The organism is Halalkaliarchaeum desulfuricum, assembly GCF_002952775.1.
Taxonomy (GTDB): Archaea; Halobacteriota; Halobacteria; order Halobacteriales; family Haloferacaceae; genus Halalkaliarchaeum; species Halalkaliarchaeum desulfuricum.
The window spans coordinates 482,965-501,298 of record NZ_CP025066.1 but is presented as its reverse complement, the minus strand read 5'-3'; the positions used below and the strand labels follow the sequence as shown (position 1 = coordinate 501,298).

Sequence of the window (18,334 nt, the reverse complement as noted above, 5' to 3'; positions counted from 1 at the left end):
TAGATGGTGAAACGAGGGAAAAAACGAGGGAAAAAACGAGGTGAGAAGCGAGAGGAGGAACTCGCGCCCGAAGTGCGATCGATTCTCGAGTCGGTCCGTAGCCGAGTACCGCCCGCGTCTCGGAGGACAGACTCCGGTCGGATCGCGGTCGACGCACGGCCGGTGGCAGACGCGTTCGCCGCGGCGGCGGCCGACGGTCGGGTGCCGATCGTGGCGGAGGTAAAGCCCACCAGCCCGACGACTGAGGGAGAACGGACGGACGATCCCGCCGAACTCGCGCGGGCGATGGTCGCGGGCGGCGCTGCCGCGATCTCGGTGCTCACCGAGCCGGACCACTTCGGCGGGAGTCCCGAGTCCCTTGCACGGGTCCGGGAGGCGGTCGACGTGCCGGTGCTCCGGAAGGATTTCCTTCTGTCGCCCGCCCAGCTCGACGCCGTCGAAGCTGATCTCGTGCTGTTGATCGCGCGGTTCCTGGAGGATGATCTTCCCGACATGATCGAGGCGGCTCGCGATCGCGGGTTCCAGCCGCTCGTGGAGGTCCACGACGTCACAGAACTCGAAAACGCGATTGCGGCGGACGCGGAGATCGTCGGCGTGAACAATCGGGATCTCGCCCGGCTCGAGGTCGATCTGGGGACGTTCGAGCGCGTGGCCCCGGAGGTTCCCGACCACGTGACGCTGATCGCCGAATCGGGCGTGTCGACCCCCGCGGACGTCAGGCGGATGCGGGCGGCTGGCGCCGACGCACTGTTGATCGGGTCGGCGATCATGGACGGCGATCCCGAGGAGAACACCCGGCGGCTCGCTGCCGCCACCGAGGAGCGCACATGACCGATGCAACCCACACCGACGACGAGAACGCAGAGTCCGACGGACGCTTCGGCCGGTACGGCGGCCAGTACGTTCCCGAGGCGCTGATGCCGGCGCTCGAGGAGCTCGAGGACGCCTACGGCCGGTACGTGCTCGAAAACGAGGACGGCTTCCTGGAGGAGTTCCACCGCCGGCTCGACGACTTCGGCGGGCGACCGACGCCGCTCCAGCGCGCGGATCGCCTCTCCGAGCGGTACGACACCGAGGTGTATCTCAAGCGCGAGGACCTGCTCCACGGCGGCGCCCACAAGCTGAACAACGCCCTGGGACAGGTTCTCCTGGCGAAGTACATGGGCAAAGACCGCATCATCGCCGAAACCGGCGCCGGACAGCACGGCACCGCGACTGCGATGGCGGCGGCGCATCTGGGCATGCCCTGCACCATCTACATGGGGGAACGGGACATCAACCGCCAGCGCCCCAACGTCTTCCGGATGAAAATAAACGGAGCGGAGGTACAGCCCGTGACCACCGGCCGCGGGACGCTCAAGGAGGCGATCTCCGAGACGATGCGCGACTGGGCGGCGACCGTCGAGGACACCCACTACGTGATCGGCTCCGTGGTGGGCCCCCACCCGTTCCCGTCGATGGTCCGGGAGTTCCAGGCGGTTATCAGCCGGGAGGCCAGAGCGCAGGTACAGGAGAAAACGGGACGGCTTCCCGACGCCGTGCTCGCGTGTGCCGGCGGCGGGTCGAACACGATGGGCTCCTTCGAGGCGTTCATCGGAGACGACGACGTCGATCTGTACGCCGTCGAGGCCGGGGGTTCCTCGCTGTCCGTCGACGAGGAGGCGGGTGTGGCGCCCAACTCGGCGACGCTGTCGACGGGTGGGGAGGGAGTGCTTCACGGCGCGCGGACGAAGCTCCTGCAGGACCACCACGGCCAGATCATGGAGTCACATTCGGTGTCGGCGGGGCTCGACTACGCCGGCGTCGGCCCCGAACTGGCTGCGCTCGCCGACGAGGGGCGGGTGACCGCCGCGAACGTCGACGACGACGCCGCCCTCGAGGCGTTCCACCGACTCTCGACCGACGAGGGGATCATCCCGGCGCTGGAAACCGCCCACGCGTTCGGCTACCTGAAACAGCGGCAGGACGAACTCGGTGACCTCGTCGTCGTGACCGTCTCCGGGCGGGGCGACAAGGACCTCGAGACAGTGATCGAGGAGACAGAGAAACGCGAGATCGGGAACGCGCCGGACATGTCGCTGTTCTCGGGAGGGCTCCGATGAGCCGCCCGGATGCGACCGGGGCCGTCGGGACGGTCGCCAACGACGAGGCGCTCGCGGCTGCCTTCGCGGGCGAGCCGGCGTTCGTGCCGTACCTCGCGGTGGGGGATCCGGACTACGAGTCGTCGCTGGCGTACGTCGAGGCGCTGGCTCGTGGCGGCGCCGACGTGATCGAACTCGGACTGCCCTTCTCGGAGCCGATCGCCGAGGGACCGACGATCCAGGGGGCGATCGTCCGGGCGCTCGAGGCGGGCATGACCCCCGAGCGCTTCTTCGCGTTCGTCGAGGACCTCGACGTCGACGTCCCGCTGGTCTGTATGACCTATTACAACCTGATCTATCAGTACGGCCGCCACTCGGCGCCGGACGGCGAGGACGGGGACACCGAGTACGAGGCCGCCGCCGGGGACGAGGACGCCGAGTACGAGGCCGCCGCCGGCGAGGGCGGCCCCCGGGCGTTCGTCGAGCGCGCCGCGGAGGCCGGGCTCTCGGGGTTCGTCGTCCCGGACCTGCCCGCCGAGGAGGCGGGGCCCCTCAGGGAGGCGTGCGACGAGTTCGGGCTGGATCTGATCTTCATCGTCGCCCCCACGACCCGGGGGGAGCGGCTCGACCGCATGCGCGAACTGGTGTCCGGCTACGTCTACGTCCAGGCGCGGCTGGGAACCACGGGCGCCAGGACGGACGTGTCCGACCGGACCGAAGAGAGCCTCGCGCGGGTCGCCGACTGGGAGGTGCCCAAGGCGGTCGGCTTCGGGATCGCCGACGGCGAGCAGGCCGAACGGATCGTCGCCGCCGGCGCCGACGGGATCATCGTCGGCTCCGCGTTGGTGGACATCGTCGCCGAGGGGGTCGAAAACGGCGATGATGCCGACGTCGTCGCCGACCGGATCGAAGCGAAGGCACGTGAACTGAAGGCGGGGGCAAGGCGCGGGCGAGAATGACGCAACCCCCGCCGGGACCGCAACGGCCTTACGCGAGCACGCTTCGCAAGCTACATACCGACGATTGATACACTCTAACATACGAACGATGAATCCGGGAATCGACGCGCGGCTCACACGAATTTCGACGGACGGCCGGTACCTGATCGTCCCGATGGACCACGGTATCACCATGGGGGCGGTAAAAGGGCTGAAGGACATCGAATCGACGATCGACGCGGTGACGGCCGGTGGCGCGGACGCCGTGCTCACCCAGAAGGGGATCGCCCCTCGCGTCCATCCGAACAAAAACGGCGCGGGCTACGTCGTCCACGTGAACGCCTCGACGACGATCGGGCCCGACGAAAACGACAAGCGGATGACCGGCACAGTGCGGGACGCGGTTCGCGCGGGAGCCGACGCGGTGTCGATGCATCTCAACGTCGGCTCGACGTACGAGCCGAAACAGATCGAGGACCTCGCAACGCTCACGACCGAGGCGGCCGACCTGGGGATCCCGGTGCTCGCGATGGCGTACGCCCGGGGTCCCGGCGTCGACGAGTCGGATCCCGAGGCGCTGGGCCACGCGGTGCGGCTGGCCGAGGAGCTGGGGGCCGACGTCGTCAAGACAGGTTACTCCGGCGACGGCGACTCGTTTACACACGTCACGGAGTCGACCCGGCTGCCGGTCGTGATAGCGGGTGGCTCGAAGGGAACCGATCGGGAGACAGTCGAGATGGTGCGCGGGGCGATGGACGGCGGCGCCGCGGGCGTCTCGATGGGACGGTCGATCTTCCAGCACGACGACCCGGGCGCAATCGCACGGGCCGTCTCCGCGGTCGTCCACGACGACGCCGGCGTCGAGGAGGCCTTGCAGCAGGGTGGCTTCGCGGGCGGCGAGTGAGAACGCAGCGTCCTACTCGTCGCGGGTTTTGATGTCCGCAGAGAGGCCCTGGGCCATCTCGATCTCCCTGGAGTTGTTCAGCGTCCAGGCGGTGCGCTCGGTGACGGCCTCGATCACCTCGCGGGCGCTGGGGTAGCCGTTGCCGGACTTCTTCACCCCGCCGAACGGCAGCTGGACCTCCGCGCCGATACACGGGAGGTTGCCGTACGCCAGCCCGACCTCCGCGTTGTCGCGGTAGTGGTTGATCTGGCGGTAGTCCTCGGAGATGATCGCCCCTGCCAGCCCGTAGTCGGTGTCGTTGTGGATCTCCATCGCGCGCTCTATGTCACCCTCGTATTCGAGGAGCGCGACGTGGGGGCCGAACACCTCCTCGTGGGTGCACCGGAGGTCCTCGTCGGGATCGGCCTCGTAGACGAACGGCCCGACCCAGTGACCGTCCTCGTGACCCGCGGGGATCTCCTCGGGGTCCAGTTCGGTTCGGTCGACGAGCACGTTCACCCCCTCCTTTCTGGCGAGTTCGTTGTACTCCGTCACCTTCTCGACGTGGGCCTCCTCGATCAGCGGCCCCATGAACGTGTCCTCCTCGAGCGGATCGCCCACGGCGACGTCCTCGGCGACGTCGACGAACCGCGCTTTGAACTCGTCGTACACGTCGGTGTGGACGATCAGGCGCTCGGAGGAGACGCACCGCTGGCCGGTCGTTTTAAACGAACTCATCACTGCCGAGTGGACGGCGACGTCGAGGTCGGCGTTTTCGGTGATCACGATCCCGTTTTTCCCGCCCATCTCGCAGGCGGCCTGCTTTTTCGGGTCGGCGGCGACCTTCTGAGCGACCTCGTGGCCGACCTCCGCCGAGCCGGTAAACAGGATCGTGTCGACGGCGTCGTGGTCGACGATCGCCGCACCGGCGTCGCCGAACCCCTGGACCATATTGAACACGCCCTCGGGGATGCCGCTGTCCTCGAACATCTCGGCGATGACCTGCCCACACCACGGCGTCTGCTCGGCGGGTTTCCAGACGACGGTGTTGCCCTCCACCAGCGCGACGGCCATGTGCCAGAACGGGATCGCTACCGGGAAGTTCCACGGCGTGATACAGCCGACCACGCCCCGCGGCTTCCGCCGCATGTACGCGTCCTTTTCGGGGATCTCGGAGGGAACGACGTCGCCTTTCGGGTGTCTGGCGTCGCCGGCGGCCCACTCGACCATGTGGGCGGCCTCGACGACGTCGGCTCTCCCCTCGCTGATCTCTTTGCCGTTCTCCCTGGTGAGGATCTCGCCGAGCTCGTCGGTCCGCTCGCGGAGTTCGTGATAGATGTCCCAGAGATACTCCGCGCGGTCGATGTGAGACATCCGGCGCCACTCCTCGAACGCCTCCTCGGCGGCTCGCGATGCGCGGTCGACGTCCTCGGGTGTCCCCCGTCGGAACTCACCGAGCGTCTCTCCGGTCGCGGGGTTTTCGCTCTCGAACGTCTCGTCGCCGGCGCCGTCGGTCCACTCGCCGTCGATGTAATGGTTGTACGGTTCGGACATGTATCAGTACGGAACGGCCGGCGAGACAAAAAGGCATCTCCCCCGCCACCGCCTGTTGCCCTCGTTGAAACCGAAAGCGGTTACCTCCCTCGTGGTTTTTCTCCAGTATGGAACCGGTAACGTACGATCCGATCGGCGTCGTCGAATCGCCGTTCTCGAAGCCGGAGGAGGTCCCGCGGCCGTCCGACGAGTTCGTCGACGCCACCGGGACGGTTCACCTGAAACCCGAGTACGAAGCCGGCCTGAAGGGGCTGGAGGAGTTTTCACACGTCGTCCTGGTCTCGCATCTCCACGAGGTCGCGGAAACTCGCCTTCGGGTCACGCCGATCGCCTCGCGGGGGGAGGTTGGAATCTTCGCCACGTCGGGGACGGTGCGCCCGAACCCGATCGGAACGTCCGTCGTGGAACTGGTTGAACTATCCGGCACGGAGCTGACGGTTTCGAACCTCGATCTCGCGGACGGGACGCCGATCCTCGATATCAAACCGTACGCTCCGAAAATGACGGATCTGGACGATCTGGAGATCGGGTGGATGGGCGACTGATCGCGGAGACCGTGAGACGGTGAGTCTCGCGAGCGCTCACAGCAACTGCAGCAGGAAGATCACCGTCAACACGAGTGCGATGAGGGCGAACCCGTACGATTCGATCCCGTGTTCTTTCGGGTGTTTCTCGTGAGTCTCGGGCTTCAGCCGCCTGTACAGGCCGAACCAGGTGAAGAAGATCCCGCCACCCAGATACATCACGTCGGGGAACCCGAACTGGAGCGGGTAGAAGACGGCGTACTCGACGAGCCACAGGATGCCCAGGTAGACGAACACGTAACTCACGAACCGACCCGGTTCCATACACGTTTGTACTTGATGAGCACTTATAAACGTAGGCGGCTTTCGTCTGTCCATTCCGCCGGGGGTTTCCGGTTGCTACAGGTTTTTCCCCGAACCCACCAACAGTACACCGATGGCACGATCCTCCGAAGAGATCGATCTCGACTTCGTCCCGCTCGGCCGAACCGGCCTCCACACCAGCGAACTGCAGTTCGGCACCTGGCGGTTCGGCAAAGAGACCGAAGAAGGGAACGTGGAGATCGGCGAGGCGCGCGCAAAAGAGCTGCTCGACGCCTACGAGGCCGCCGGCGGCCGGTACATCGACACCGCCGACGTCTACGGCGGCGGCGACAGCGAGCGGTGGATCGGCGAGTGGCTCGACGGTCGCGACCGCGAGCGGTTCACGGTCGCCTCCAAGATTTACTGGCAGATCCGCGAGGGCGATCCCAACAGCGGGGGAACCAACCGGAAGAACATCCGCCACCGGATCGACGCCCTGCTGGACCGGCTCGACACCGACTACGTCGACGTGCTGTACATCCACCGGTGGGACGACGCCACGACCACCCGCGAGCTGATGAAAACGCTGAACGGCCTCATAGAGTCGGGCAAGGTCCACTACCTGGGCGCCTCGACGATGCGACCGAACGCCTGGAAGGTCGCCCGGGCGAACGCGATCGCCGACAGCGAAGGCTGGGAGCCGTTTACCGTGCTGCAGCCCCGGTACAATCTCGTCGATCGGGAGATCGAGGGCGACTACCTCGAGATGGCCAGACAGCGCGGGCTCGCGGTCTGTCCGTGGAGCCCGCTCGGCCAGGGATTTTTGACCGGCAAGTACAGCCGCGAGGACGGCCTCGAGGGCGACTCCCGGGTGGCGGAATCGAGCCGGTTTCGGGAGGCGTACCTCACCGACGAGAACTTCGATCTCCACGAGGAACTCGACGCCGTCGCCGAGGAGGTCGACGCCACGCCGGCCCAGGTCGCGCTCGCGTGGCTGATCCACCGCGAGGGCGTCACGGCGCCGATCGTGGGCGCCCGCACGGTCGAGCAGCTGACCGAGAACCTCGCGGCGGCGACGATCGACCTCAGCGATGAGCAGGTCGACCGGCTCACCGAGGCGAAGGCCGGGCCGTACGACGGTCTCTAGTCGATCGCGCGTTCGCCCACGTTATCCCGGCGTCCCATCCGCCCGTTTTTCGAGCTCCCCTTTCAGGGCCGTCGTGTCGAACTCGTGGTCGGGCCGGATCGCAACGAAGTCCAGGAACCGCCGCGCCGCGAGCAGTTCGTCCGTCGAGTAGGCGGACAACGCGGCGTCGATCGTTTCCCGGGGCCCGACGACCGGCTCCAGCGCCGCCAGCGCGCTCGCGAGGTCGTACGCCCGGGCGTCCTCGCGGGCGTCGGCGCTGACGTTCGTCGCGTCGATGAAGTACACCTCTCCCTCGAGCACGAGCACGTTCTCCGCCCTGAGGTCCCCGTGTGCAAGCCCCGCGTCGTGAAGCGTCCACAGCGAGTCGAACAGCTGCACTGCGGCGTCCCGTGCTTCCTTGCCGTCGAGCTGGTCGAGCGACCGAAACTCCGGGAGGTACTCCAGCACCACCACGCCGAGGCCGTCGATCTCGACGGCCTCGATCGGCTCGGGTGCGTTGATCCCCAGCTCGCGCATCTGCCGGGTCGCCTCGAGTTCGTGTTCCGCCATCTCGTAGGGTGTCTTGAACCGTTCGAAGAACCCCTCCGTCCCGGCCGAGAACGCCCCCAGGTTCCGTCCGGTCGTAAACAGGGTGTGCACGAGGGTGTTCTGTCGGGAGATGACCTTCACGAACAGGTCCTCGTCGAGCACCATCGGCGTCGAGAGCCAGTTGTCCGCCTCCAGGAACCTGACGTGCACGCAGTCGCGGTCGTACCGCTTTGCAAGCTCCATCGCGACCGCCTCCAGCCGCGGCCAGTCGAGGCGGCCACGAACCAGGCGGCGAAGTTCCATCACGTGCGTACGACGTGCTCGGAAGTTATAAATCGCACCGAACGATGGAGGGGTCGCGACGACCGGCGATCTGTCACGATCGTTCGGACTATTTATGCGCCCGGACTCGAACGTGAACGTATGGACTTCGAGCTGCCGGCGGAACACCGGATGATCCGCGACACCGTCAGGGAGTTTTGCGAAGCGGAGATCGAGCCGATCGCAGGGGAGATCGAGGACGAGCACCGGTTCCCGGCCGAGATATTCGAGCAGTTGGGAGAGCTCGACGTAATGGGAGTTCCGATCGACGAGGAGTACGGCGGACTCGGCGGCGACCAGCTCATGTACGCGCTCGTGACCGAGGAACTGGGACGCGTCTCGGGCGGGATCGGGCTGTCGTATGCGGCCCACGTCTCGCTCGGCAGCAAGCCGATCGAACTGTTCGGCACCGACGCGCAGAAACGCGAGTGGCTCGAGCCGCTGGCGTCGGGCGAGAAGCTGGGCGCGTGGGCGCTCACCGAACCCGGCTCGGGATCCGACGCCTCCGACATGGACACGACCGCCCGGAAGGAGGGCGACGAGTGGGTACTGAACGGCACGAAGCAGTTCATCACCAACGCCAACGTCGCAAACAGCGTGCTCGTGAAGGCGGTCACCGACCCCGGGGCGGGATACGACGGGATCTCGACGTTCATCGTTTCGCCCGACGACGACGGCTTCGAGGTGACGACAGTCTGGGAGAAGATGGGGCTCAACTCCTCGCCCACCTGCGAGATCACGTTCGACGGCGTCCGGCTCCCCGAGAACCGCCTGCTCGGCGAGACGGGCGAGGGATGGAAACAGACGATGAAGACGCTCGACGGCGGTCGGATCTCCATCGCGGCGCTATCGACCGGGCTCGCACAGGGCGCCTTCGAGGCCGCGAAGGAGTACGCCCTGGAGCGTGAGCAGTTCGGCCAGCCGATCAGCGAGTTCGACGCGATCCGGGACAAGCTGGTCGACATGCACCGCAAGACCGAGCGCGCGAGGCTGCTCACCCGCCGTGCAGCCTCGAAATACGACCGCGGCGAGCGGGTCACCCGCGAGTCGGCGCTGGCGAAGCTCGACGCCAGCGAGGCCGCCCGGGAGGTCGCCGAGGACGCGGTGCAGGTGCTGGGCGGGTACGGCTACACCGAGGAGTTCGCTCCACAGCGGTTCTACCGGGACGCGAAGCTGATGGAGATCGGCGAAGGGACAAGCGAGATCCAGCACCTTGTGATCGGACGGGAACTCGGCTTGTAATTGCTCGGAGGAGTTCCGGGGTGAGTACGGGGAGACGGATCCAACCTTAAATGAAGCCGCCCGCTGCCAGCCGGTCGACCGCCTCCCGCAGCCGCGTTTCGCTCGCGGCATACGAGATCCGCGCGTAGCCGGGCGCGTTGAACGCCCCGCCGGGCACCGTCGCCACGTGGGCGTCCTCGAGGGCATCCATGCACCACGACTGGTCGTCGTCGTCGACGGGCAGCATCATATAAAAGGCCCCGTCGGGGACGGCGACGTCGACGCCGTGGTCGTCGAACAGGTCCACGAGCAGGTCGCGCCGGCTCCGGAACGCCGCCACCATCTCCTCGACCGCGTCGTCGGTGTCCTCGAGCGCCTCGATCCCGGCGTGCTGGACGAAGTTCACCGCACACGACACCGAGTGGGAGTGGAGCTTGCCCGCCTGCGCGATCAGCTCCTCGGGGGCACACAGGTAGCCGAGCCGCCAGCCGGTCATCGAGTACGCCTTCGAGAAGCCGTTGATCGTCACCGTCCGGTCTTCCATCCCGTCGATCGTCGCGAGCGGCGTCGGATCCGCGTCGTAGGTGACCTGCTCGTAGATCTCGTCGGAGATCACCGTCACGTCGTGCTCGACTGCGAGGTCGCGAACCCCTTCGAGGGCGGCGTCGGAGTACACTGCGCCGGTGGGGTTCGACGGAGAGTTGACCACGAGCAGTTCGGTGTCGTCCGAGACCGCCTGCCCGAGTTCATCCAGCGCCGGTTCGAGCTGGAAGTCGTGGGCCGCGAGGTCGACGCGGTCGAGCGAGCCGCCGGCCATCTTCGCCATCGCCTCGTAGGAGACCCACGCCGGGTCGAGCAGGACGACCTCGTCGCCGTCGTCGACGACGGTCTGGAACGTCTCGTACAGCGCCTGTTTCGCGCCTGGGGTGACGATGAGGTTCTCGGGGCCGCAGTCGATCCCCTGGCCGGTCAACTTGTCGACGATCGCCGACTTCAGCTCCGGGATGCCACTCGACGGCGTGTAGCCGGTGTGCCCGGCGTCCATGGCGGCTTTTCCCGCCTCGACGATGTTGTCGGGGGTGTCGAAGTCCGGTTCACCCACTGAGAGGTCGACGACGTCGGCGCCGTCCGCCTCCAGTTCGGACGCGAGGTTCGACACTGCGAGCGTCGCGCTGGGTTCGACGCGTTCGACGCGGGCGGCGAACTCGTCGCTCATGCTGCCACCCCCACCATGTCGACGGCGGCGTTGACGGCTTCAGCGCCCTTGTCGGTCCGCTCTCTCGCCTCGGCGCCGGACATTCCCGGGCCGCTGACGCCGAAGGTAATCGGCGTGTCGCGGTCCAGGCTCACCTGCGTGAGTCCCTGGGCGGTCGCGTCGGCGATCACCCGATCGTGATCGGTATCGCCGGTGACGATCGCGCCCACGACGGCCACCGCGTCGACCGCGTCCCGGCGCGCGAGCCGGTCTGCAGCCAGCGGAGAGTCGTACACGCCGGGAACGTGCACCGTTTCCGCGACGGTCGCGCCGCGTTCCTGTGCGGCCGCGAGCGCCTCTGTCTCCATCTCTTCGGTCACTTCCGAGTTAAACTGTGCTACCACGAGGCCGAGCGTTACCATGTCCGAACGAGGAAGTCCACCGATCATAGAACTACCGTTCCCGTCAGGTTCTCCCACTCGCTGGGATTTCCCCTCGCGAACGAGGACTGATCCCCGATGCCGTGGTCGACACGGAACACAAAAGTTGTATTCCCCCGGGCGGATTTCCGGACATGCGCCCCGAACGGCTCCGCGAGGTCGACCGGACGCTCCTCTCGCTGTGTGTCGTCGCGGCGGCAGCGCTGTTCGTCCGGTTCGTCGGCCTCGGAACCCGCGTGTTTCACTGGGACGAGGGCCGCGTGGGCTACTGGACGCTCCGGTACGCCGACTCGGGGATCTTCGAGTACAACCCGATCATCCACGGGCCGTTCCTCCCGCTAGTGAACTCGACGGTCTTCGACCTGCTGGGGCCGACCGACGCCGTCGCCCGGCTGATCGTCGCCGTCGTCGGTGGCCTGCTGCCGCTTGCGGCGTGGCTGTTTCGCGATCACCTGGACGACTTCGAGGTGATCGCGCTGGGGATCCTGCTCGCCGGTAACCCGGTGCTCGTCTACTACGGACGGTTCATGCGCAACGACATCCTCGTGGCGGCGTTTTCCGTGTTCGCGCTCGGATTCGCGATCCGGGCGCTGTCGACCCGGGACATCCGTCGGCTGTACCCGGCCGCCGCGTTGGTCGCGCTTGCGTTCACGACGAAGGGGAACGCACTGCTGTATCTGCTCTGTTATGCCGGCGCGACGGCGCTGATCGTGGATCACCTGTTCGTTCGGGCTCGCAAGCAGGGTCGGCCGGTCGGAACCGCCATCCGCGGGTGGGGAGCTGACGTCTGGGGGACCCTGCGGCTGGCCGCAGCCGGCGAGATCGGCGCCACACAGCCGCAGCCGGCGTCGCGCCGGCGAACCGTCGCCTGGACCGTCGCCCACGGGGCCGGGATAGCGCTCACGTTCCTTGCGGTGATCGTCTGGTTTTTCGCCCCGCGGCCGGCACTGTGGGGGGCGCTTTCGGACCCGTCGCTTCTGTCGGGCGTGTTCTACGAGGCGACCGTCGGGAGCGCTCGCGAACTCGTCGACCTCTGGCTGACCGGCGACATGCAGGAGCACGACTACCTCGAGTACGCCTTCGGGCTGGCCTCGACGATGGCCAACGCCGCGGCTGTCGTCTCGGTGTTCGCCGTAGTCGGGATGGTCGTCGACACGTTCGATGGCCGGAACCGCCTGTTCGTCGCGTTCTGTTTCTACTGGGGCGTCGCGAGTTTCGTCGGCTATCCCGCGGCGACTGACATCGAGGCCGGCTGGACAGCGACGCACGTCGTCGTCCCCCTGTCGATTCCTGCCGCCGTCGGCGTCGCGTTCGTCGCCCGGCAGTTCCTCGCGGGGATCGACGTGGCGGCGCTCCGGGATCGACTCCGGGGTGGATCCGGTCGGATTATCTCGGGCGACGCGGTCGCTGTCGCGCTTGCTGGCCTCCTGCTCGTCGGTGCTCTCGCCGGGGTACTCCTCCCGACGGCGACCTACTGGAACTCCACGAACCCGGATCACACGGAGCTCGTCCAGTTCGCCCAGCCGCAAAACGACCTCCGGGAGTCGCTCGACGACGTCGAGGCGATCGTCGCCGTCCACGACGACGATCCGGACGTGCTGTTTGTCGGTGCAGACCACTCCGCCCGCGGGATGACGTTCTACGTCGAAGACGAGTCCGACAACGACCAGAAACCCGCCGGAGCCGGGTGGTACGACCGACTCCCGCTGCCGTGGTATCTCGAACGTGCCGGCGCCGACGTGGACAGCAGCGCTCCCGGGACCGACCCCGCCGACGTCGCCGACGGTGCGCCGCCGGTCTTGATCGCCGTCGCCGAGGACCGCGAGGCGCTTTCCCCACACCTCGACGGCTACGTCGTCCGCGAACACGAGGCCAGGCTGTGGGGCTTTCGGATCGCGATCTTCCTCGAGGAAGACGCGCTGGCCGCTGCCGATCGGCCGGTTCCCTCCTGACTTTCACAGACTGACAGAAGTATCGAAAGAATATCTACTTTGATGTATCATAAGCAATCAGTTGTATTTAAATACGAGTCGTTCCATTTCGAGGAGCTGAGAGCGGGTAAGATATCTTTCGAACTACACTCTCAAAATTTTACAAATATTGGATTACACACGATTTTTGGGGATATTTCACGACGATATACGGGATAATCCGAACTGTGTTTCGGTAGAGTATCAGCGCGAACCCCGAAAGCTTGGACAAAAGTTAACAACAACAGAATATATAGCTGAGTTATCTGTTTCCCTTTTCGCGACGGATTCGGAACCGGAGGTTGCTCCATCCGATCCATCTCTTCGTTCAGTCTGTCCCTGGCTGGACGTCATCCTCCCGGTCGCCGATCGGCTCCAGTTCGGTCACCACGGTACCGCCGGCACGGTCGACCTCGATCTCTCCGGACTCTTCCAGTTCCTCGATCAGCCTATCGAACTCCTCGGAGTTGAGTACCTGGTACTCCTCCTCGAGACCCTGTTTCAGCGACACCGCCATGAACAACAACACGAGTGCGAAGGGGAGTCCGGCAGTGATCGAAGCGGTTTGTAGCGCAGTCAATCCCCCGCCGAGCAGCAGCACGGACGCGATCGCCCCCTCGGCGATCGCCCAGGAGACGCGCTGGTTCCTGGGGGAATCGTGTTTGCCACCGGAGCTGAGGTGGCCAAGCACCATCGATCCGGAATCGGCGGAGGTGACGAAAAACGTCGTCACGAGCACGACCGCCAGCACGGACAACACGAGCGTCAGCGGCAGCATCGTGAACAGTTCGAACATGGCGACCTCCTCACCCTGGGTAGTGACTGTCTCCACGATCGTCGATTCGGTGAACAGCTCGAAGTGAAGTGCGGTCCCTCCGAGCGTTGCCATCCAGGTGAAGGAGAACAGCGCCGGGACGAACAGCACGCCGAAGACGAATTCGCGGACGGTCCGGCCCCGGGAGATGCGCGCGATGAACATCCCGACGAAGGGGGACCACGCGATCCACCAGCCCCAGTAGAAGATGGTCCAGGAGCCCTGCCAGCCCTCGTAGGGGACGTTCCCGAAGGAGTTGGTGAACGCCGACAGTTCGAAGAACTGGCCCAGATACGATCCCAGCGCCTGGGGGAACAGCGAGACGACGAACAGCGCCGGCCCGATGAGAAGCACGAGCGCCATCATCACGAGGATCAGCGCGATGTTGAGGTTGCTGAGCCGGCGCATTCCCTTTTCCAGCCCGACGAGCACGGAGACGACGGTGATCGTCGTGATGACGGTGATGATCACCAGCTGGATCGGCGTCGCCACCGGAATGGTGGTACCCAGGACCTCTTCCCCCAGGAATGAGAGGCCAGCGTTGATCTGCTGGGCCCCGAGACCGAGCGACGTGGTGATGCCAAACAGCGTCGCGAAGACGGTCAACACGTCGATGAGGTGGCCGGGCCAGCCGTAGATCCGCTCGCCCAACACCGGCCAGAACACCGACCGGAACGTGAGCGGCAGCCCCTTGTTGTACATGAAAAACGCCAGGCTGAGCCCGACCAGTCCGTAGATCGCCCACGGGTGAAAGCCCCAGTGGAAGTACGTGACCACCATCGCCATCTGGGCTGCTGCCTCCGACTGGCTCTCGACGCCGAACAGCGGATCGTCGAAGTGCCACAGGGGTTCGGCCACGCTGAAGAACATCAGGCCGATCCCCATCCCGGCGCTGAACAGCATCGCCAGCCAGGAGATGTCGCTGAACTCCTTTTCGGCGTCGACGCCGCCGATTCGGATGTCGCCAAAGCGACTCAACGCGAAGTACACCACCGCCGCGACGATGAGATTCGCGGCGATCACGTAAAACCAGTTGAAGTAGTGGTTGATCGACTCGAACGCCCACTCGTAGGCTGCGTCCGCCTGCTCGGTGAACAGCACCGAAAGGAGGACGAACGCCACGATGACGAACCCGGAGATGAAGAAGACGTAGGGATGGACGTCGAATCCCAGCCGTTCGACGTTGTCTTCCCCCGGTTCGTGATCGGTATCGGCGGTGAAGAGGTGTCTGATTCCCTCGATCCTGTCGTCGTCGGTCATTTTCGCCCCTCCAGCGGGTGATCGGTTTCCCGGTCGAACGTATCGGTAATGCTCGGTTTCATGGAACCTTCTCCTGTCGATCGTCGGACGCACCGCTGCCGCGGCGCTTTCGGCGGCTATCGACCCGCGAATCGGCTGCCGGCCCGCTGTCTCGTTGTCCGGCCCGTTACGGATGTTTCCGACCGGAAGTTTTGAATCCTTCTATCTCCGTGTCGGCGTTCGACCCCGGCACCGCCCGAGAATACACACGACAGTGCAACTATTTCTTTATGAGTGGGAATACTTATGCAGGATCGTCTACAACCTCCGGCCGTGACACTGACACTACCGGGACCGACGCTCGGGGTCGTCGGCGGTGGACAGCTCGGTCGGATGCTGGCGGAGGCGGCCGCCCCGCTGGGCGTCGAGGTGATCGTTCTCGATCCGACGCCCGACTGTCCTGCGGCGCCGGTGGCGCGCGACCAGATCGTCGCCGACTTCGACGATCCCGAGGGGGTGCGGGAACTCGCGGAACGCGGGGACCTCCTGACCTTCGAGATCGAACTCGCGGATCCGGACCTCCTCGATGCGGTCCGTGAGGAAACCGGCGTCCCGATCCAGCCGGATCCGTCGACGTTACGGACGATCCAGGACAAGCTCGTTCAAAAGGAGACGCTCGCGGCGGCGGGGATTCCGGTGCCGGAGTTCGAACGGGTCGAGGACGCAAAAGCGGTGCGTCGGACGGTCGAACGACACGACGGCGTGATGTTGAAAGCCCGGAAGGGGGGATACGACGGCCGGGGGAACGTCCCGGTCGCGACGGCCGAGGCGGCCGGGCAGGCGTTCGACGCTATCGGCGGCGACGCTATGGCCGAGGAGTTCCTCGACTTCGAGCGCGAACTCGCCGTGATCGGCGTGAAAGGCGACGGGGCGGTCCGGACCTACCCAACGACCGAGACGATCCACCGCGAGGAGATCCTCCGGGAGACGGTGACGCCGGCTCGGGCGGGCGAGGTTGTCCGCGAGCGCGCACAGGCGGTCGCACGCGACGTCCTCGCAGAACTCGACGGGCGTGGCGTCTACGGGATCGAACTGTTCGAGACCCGGGAGGGGGAGGTGCTCGTAAACGAGATCGCCCCCCGCCCCCACAACTCCGGCCACTGGACGATCGAGGGGGCGACCTGCTCGCAGTTCGAAACGCACGTCAGGGCGACGCTCGGCTGGCCGCTGGGCGAGACCACCCACCGGTGCCCGACGGCGATCGCGAACCTGCTTGGCGACGTCGAGGAGACGACGGTGGCGACGCTTTCGGGCGTCGAATCGGTCCTCTCGGCGCCGAACGCCCACCTCCACTGGTACGGGAAACGCGAGGTTCGCCCGCTCCGAAAGATGGGCCATCTCGCCGTCACCGGACGGACTCACGACGTGGATGGGGGCGCAGACGTCGACGGAGAGGCTGCCCCCGAGGTACTCGAACGCGCCCGGCTGCTCCGCGACGGGCTCACCTTTAAGCAGGGAACGGTCGACGATCGGCCCGGGGAGGAACAATGAGCGAACGCGTTCAACAACTCATCGATCGGCTCGAATCGGAGGCGAACCAGCGTCGGGACCCGGAGACGACCCCAGACGTCGGGATCATCATGGGGTCGGACTCGGACCTGCCGACGATGGAGGGCGCCTACGAGGCGCTGTTCGAACTCGGGTTCGAAGAGCAGACCGACTTCGCCGATCCGCCGGACGCGCGGTTCTCCTTCGAGAGCTACGTCGTTTCGGCCCACCGCACCCCGGATCTCATGTACGCCTACGGGGAGACCGCCCGGGATCGCGGGCTCGAGGTGGTCATCGCCGGCGCGGGCGGAAAATCGGCGGACCTGCCGAACATGACTGCCTCCATCGCGTACCCGCTTCCGGTGATCGGCGTCCCGGTCCAGGAGAAATCCGTCGCCTCGGTTATCGGAATGCCAACCGGCGCGCCGATCACCGCCGTCGACGCCGGCAAGTCGTTCAACGCGGCGCTGTCGGCGGCCCAGATACTCGCCCGGAAACATCCCGAGATCGAGGACCGGCTGGTCGAGTATCACGAGGGCCTCGTCGACGGCGTCGGAGAGGTCTCGGCGGCGTTGCACGACCGCGGAATCGAGGGGTTTCGGCAGTGGGACGCCGACCGGTCGGAGTGATTTAAATACGACGCGCCGGACAGTACCCCTATGGACGGCGCCGGGGACGGAACGGTCGACGTCGACGGGGACGGAACGGTCGACGTCGACGGGGACGGAACGGTCGACGTCGACGGGGAAAGAGGTCGGTTCCAGCGGGCCTCCCTCGTCAACGTTCTCGGCAACGCGGCGAAGATCGTCGTCGAGGGTGCCGCCGGACTGGCGTTCGGCTCCGCGGCACTGGTCGCCGACGCAGCCCATTCGATCGCGGATCTCGTTGCCTCGATCGTCGTGTTCGTCTGGGGGAGCCGTCGGTACGACGAACCCGACACGTCACACCCTCACGGCCACCAGCGGATCGAACCGCTCACGGCGCTGTTCGTCGGTGCGGTGATCGTTCTCCTGGGGGGTACCTTGCTGTACGAGTCGGCGCGGGGGCTGTTGTTCGGGACGGACGTCCAGTTCAGTTGGCTTCTCGTCGGGGCACTCGCGTTCGCGATCGTCGACATGTACCTCGTGTACCGGTACACGGATCTGGTGAACGCCGACATCGGGTCGACCGCGCTGGCGGCACTTGCGGTCGACTGTCGGAACGATATCTACACCTCGATCGCCGCGCTCGTGGGTGTTCTCGGCGTGCTCTTGGAGGTTCCGCGGCTCGATCCGCTCGCGGGGGCGTTCGTGAGTGGTCTCGTGATCTACCAGGGCGTCGAAATCGCCCGCGAGAACGTTGGTTATCTCGTCGGTGCAGCACCGGACGTCGATCAGCGAGCCGAGATCGAGGAGCGGCTCCGGTCGCATCCGGCGGTCAACGGCATCCACGACCTGGCGGTGTACTACGACGGGACCGCCCTCGAGGTGGAGGTTCACGTCGAGGTCGACGGCGACCTGACGCTGCGGGAGGCACACGACGTCGAAACCGTGCTGATGGAGGACGTCGGTGCGATCGCGGGCGTCGGCGACGTCCACGTTCACCTCGATCCGGGCGGGATCGGCGAGTGGAAGGAGAGCCGGTGATCG

Annotated in this window: 17 protein-coding genes; 11 read left to right on the top strand and 6 right to left on the bottom strand. The window is 66.1% G+C overall.

The genetic code is table 11. The features are described from left to right. Window positions 1–3: 3 nt before the first annotated feature. The 4 genes from trpC to AArcSl_RS02440 all read left to right on the top strand — a co-directional run bounded on the left by trpC (window position 4) and on the right by AArcSl_RS02440 (window position 3,923). Entirely contained in the window at window positions 4–831 is an 828-nt protein-coding gene (gene trpC, locus AArcSl_RS02455) for an indole-3-glycerol phosphate synthase (RefSeq protein WP_119814530.1), read from the top strand. Beyond that, window positions 828–2,102, top strand: coding sequence for a tryptophan synthase subunit beta (gene trpB / locus AArcSl_RS02450; RefSeq protein ID WP_119814527.1), 1,275 nt, complete (start codon window positions 828–830; stop codon window positions 2,100–2,102). Before trpC ends, trpB begins: the two co-directional genes overlap by 4 nt. Continuing rightward, entirely contained in the window at window positions 2,099–3,040 is a 942-nt protein-coding gene (gene trpA, locus AArcSl_RS02445; RefSeq protein ID WP_119814524.1) for a tryptophan synthase subunit alpha, read from the top strand. The genes trpB and trpA overlap by 4 nt, the downstream gene beginning before the upstream one ends. Before the next feature lie 88 nt (window positions 3,041–3,128). Continuing rightward, on the top strand, window positions 3,129–3,923 hold the full coding sequence (locus tag AArcSl_RS02440) for a 2-amino-3,7-dideoxy-D-threo-hept-6-ulosonate synthase (protein WP_119814521.1): 795 nt from the start codon (window positions 3,129–3,131) through the stop codon (window positions 3,921–3,923). A 12-nt stretch (window positions 3,924–3,935) separates the two neighbouring features. On the opposite strand, the gene AArcSl_RS02435 is transcribed toward AArcSl_RS02440, so the two are convergent. After that, the gene (locus AArcSl_RS02435; protein ID WP_119814518.1) at window positions 3,936–5,456 is read right to left on the bottom strand and encodes an aldehyde dehydrogenase family protein; all 1,521 of its coding nucleotides are present in this window, start codon (window positions 5,454–5,456) and stop codon (window positions 3,936–3,938) included. A 107-nt stretch (window positions 5,457–5,563) separates the two neighbouring features. Here AArcSl_RS02435 and tsaA point away from each other — a divergent pair, with 107 nt between their 5' ends. Beyond that, window positions 5,564–6,001 (top strand): tRNA (N6-threonylcarbamoyladenosine(37)-N6)-methyltransferase TrmO, encoded by a 438-nt coding sequence (gene tsaA, locus AArcSl_RS02430; RefSeq protein ID WP_119814515.1) that lies wholly within the window; start codon window positions 5,564–5,566, stop codon window positions 5,999–6,001. A gap of 36 nt (window positions 6,002–6,037) precedes the next feature. Here tsaA and AArcSl_RS02425 read toward each other — a convergent pair whose 3' ends face one another. Continuing rightward, entirely contained in the window at window positions 6,038–6,304 is a 267-nt protein-coding gene (locus AArcSl_RS02425; protein ID WP_119814512.1) for a hypothetical protein, read from the bottom strand. A 112-nt stretch (window positions 6,305–6,416) separates the two neighbouring features. On the opposite strand from AArcSl_RS02425, the gene AArcSl_RS02420 reads away from it, so the two are divergent. Beyond that, the gene (locus AArcSl_RS02420) at window positions 6,417–7,430 is read left to right on the top strand and encodes an aldo/keto reductase (protein ID WP_119814509.1); all 1,014 of its coding nucleotides are present in this window, start codon (window positions 6,417–6,419) and stop codon (window positions 7,428–7,430) included. Between the two features lie 21 nt (window positions 7,431–7,451). Here AArcSl_RS02420 and AArcSl_RS02415 read toward each other — a convergent pair whose 3' ends face one another. After that, complete coding sequence (locus AArcSl_RS02415) at window positions 7,452–8,261, bottom strand: RIO1 family regulatory kinase/ATPase domain-containing protein (protein ID WP_119814506.1); 810 nt, start codon at window positions 8,259–8,261, stop codon at window positions 7,452–7,454. Between the two features lie 120 nt (window positions 8,262–8,381). Here AArcSl_RS02415 and AArcSl_RS02410 point away from each other — a divergent pair, with 120 nt between their 5' ends. Then, window positions 8,382–9,521, top strand: coding sequence for an acyl-CoA dehydrogenase family protein (locus AArcSl_RS02410; protein WP_119814503.1), 1,140 nt, complete (start codon window positions 8,382–8,384; stop codon window positions 9,519–9,521). 46 nt (window positions 9,522–9,567) lie between these two features. On the opposite strand, the gene AArcSl_RS02405 is transcribed toward AArcSl_RS02410, so the two are convergent. Both AArcSl_RS02405 and ribH read right to left on the bottom strand, forming a co-directional pair. Continuing rightward, the gene (locus AArcSl_RS02405; protein WP_119814500.1) at window positions 9,568–10,716 is read right to left on the bottom strand and encodes a pyridoxal phosphate-dependent aminotransferase; all 1,149 of its coding nucleotides are present in this window, start codon (window positions 10,714–10,716) and stop codon (window positions 9,568–9,570) included. Then, entirely contained in the window at window positions 10,713–11,117 is a 405-nt protein-coding gene (gene ribH / locus AArcSl_RS02400; RefSeq protein ID WP_119814496.1) for a 6,7-dimethyl-8-ribityllumazine synthase, read from the bottom strand. The genes AArcSl_RS02405 and ribH overlap by 4 nt, the downstream gene beginning before the upstream one ends. A gap of 152 nt (window positions 11,118–11,269) precedes the next feature. Between ribH and AArcSl_RS02395 the strand changes: the two genes are divergently transcribed. Beyond that, on the top strand, window positions 11,270–13,087 hold the full coding sequence (locus AArcSl_RS02395; protein ID WP_119814493.1) for a flippase activity-associated protein Agl23: 1,818 nt from the start codon (window positions 11,270–11,272) through the stop codon (window positions 13,085–13,087). A gap of 346 nt (window positions 13,088–13,433) precedes the next feature. On the opposite strand, the gene AArcSl_RS02390 is transcribed toward AArcSl_RS02395, so the two are convergent. Beyond that, window positions 13,434–15,179: a BCCT family transporter gene (locus AArcSl_RS02390; protein WP_119814490.1), complete on the bottom strand. Its 1,746-nt coding sequence runs from the start codon at window positions 15,177–15,179 to the stop codon at window positions 13,434–13,436. 312 nt (window positions 15,180–15,491) lie between these two features. On the opposite strand from AArcSl_RS02390, the gene AArcSl_RS02385 reads away from it, so the two are divergent. From AArcSl_RS02385 to AArcSl_RS02375, 3 genes are read left to right on the top strand one after another with little or no spacing between them, the layout of a single operon-like run. Further along, window positions 15,492–16,709, top strand: coding sequence for a 5-(carboxyamino)imidazole ribonucleotide synthase (locus AArcSl_RS02385; protein WP_119814487.1), 1,218 nt, complete (start codon window positions 15,492–15,494; stop codon window positions 16,707–16,709). Further along, window positions 16,706–17,335, top strand: coding sequence for a 5-(carboxyamino)imidazole ribonucleotide mutase (gene purE / locus AArcSl_RS02380; protein WP_119814484.1), 630 nt, complete (start codon window positions 16,706–16,708; stop codon window positions 17,333–17,335). The genes AArcSl_RS02385 and purE overlap by 4 nt, the downstream gene beginning before the upstream one ends. 30 nt (window positions 17,336–17,365) lie before the next feature. Beyond that, window positions 17,366–18,331: a cation diffusion facilitator family transporter gene (locus AArcSl_RS02375; RefSeq protein WP_119814481.1), complete on the top strand. Its 966-nt coding sequence runs from the start codon at window positions 17,366–17,368 to the stop codon at window positions 18,329–18,331. Window positions 18,332–18,334 lie beyond the last annotated feature (3 nt).

Coding starts and splice junctions, on each gene's coding strand:
- trpC (WP_119814530.1), top strand. CDS start 4: ATGGTGAAACGAGGGAAAAAACGAGGGAAAAAACGAGGTGAGAAGCGA.
- trpB (WP_119814527.1), top strand. CDS start 828: ATGACCGATGCAACCCACACCGACGACGAGAACGCAGAGTCCGACGGA.
- trpA (WP_119814524.1), top strand. CDS start 2,099: ATGAGCCGCCCGGATGCGACCGGGGCCGTCGGGACGGTCGCCAACGAC.
- AArcSl_RS02440 (WP_119814521.1), top strand. CDS start 3,129: ATGAATCCGGGAATCGACGCGCGGCTCACACGAATTTCGACGGACGGC.
- AArcSl_RS02435 (WP_119814518.1), bottom strand. CDS start 5,456: ATGTCCGAACCGTACAACCATTACATCGACGGCGAGTGGACCGACGGC.
- tsaA (WP_119814515.1), top strand. CDS start 5,564: ATGGAACCGGTAACGTACGATCCGATCGGCGTCGTCGAATCGCCGTTC.
- AArcSl_RS02425 (WP_119814512.1), bottom strand. CDS start 6,304: ATGGAACCGGGTCGGTTCGTGAGTTACGTGTTCGTCTACCTGGGCATC.
- AArcSl_RS02420 (WP_119814509.1), top strand. CDS start 6,417: ATGGCACGATCCTCCGAAGAGATCGATCTCGACTTCGTCCCGCTCGGC.
- AArcSl_RS02415 (WP_119814506.1), bottom strand. CDS start 8,261: ATGGAACTTCGCCGCCTGGTTCGTGGCCGCCTCGACTGGCCGCGGCTG.
- AArcSl_RS02410 (WP_119814503.1), top strand. CDS start 8,382: ATGGACTTCGAGCTGCCGGCGGAACACCGGATGATCCGCGACACCGTC.
- AArcSl_RS02405 (WP_119814500.1), bottom strand. CDS start 10,716: ATGAGCGACGAGTTCGCCGCCCGCGTCGAACGCGTCGAACCCAGCGCG.
- ribH (WP_119814496.1), bottom strand. CDS start 11,117: ATGGTAACGCTCGGCCTCGTGGTAGCACAGTTTAACTCGGAAGTGACC.
- AArcSl_RS02395 (WP_119814493.1), top strand. CDS start 11,270: ATGCGCCCCGAACGGCTCCGCGAGGTCGACCGGACGCTCCTCTCGCTG.
- AArcSl_RS02390 (WP_119814490.1), bottom strand. CDS start 15,179: ATGACCGACGACGACAGGATCGAGGGAATCAGACACCTCTTCACCGCC.
- purE (WP_119814484.1), top strand. CDS start 16,706: ATGAGCGAACGCGTTCAACAACTCATCGATCGGCTCGAATCGGAGGCG.
- AArcSl_RS02375 (WP_119814481.1), top strand. CDS start 17,366: ATGGACGGCGCCGGGGACGGAACGGTCGACGTCGACGGGGACGGAACG.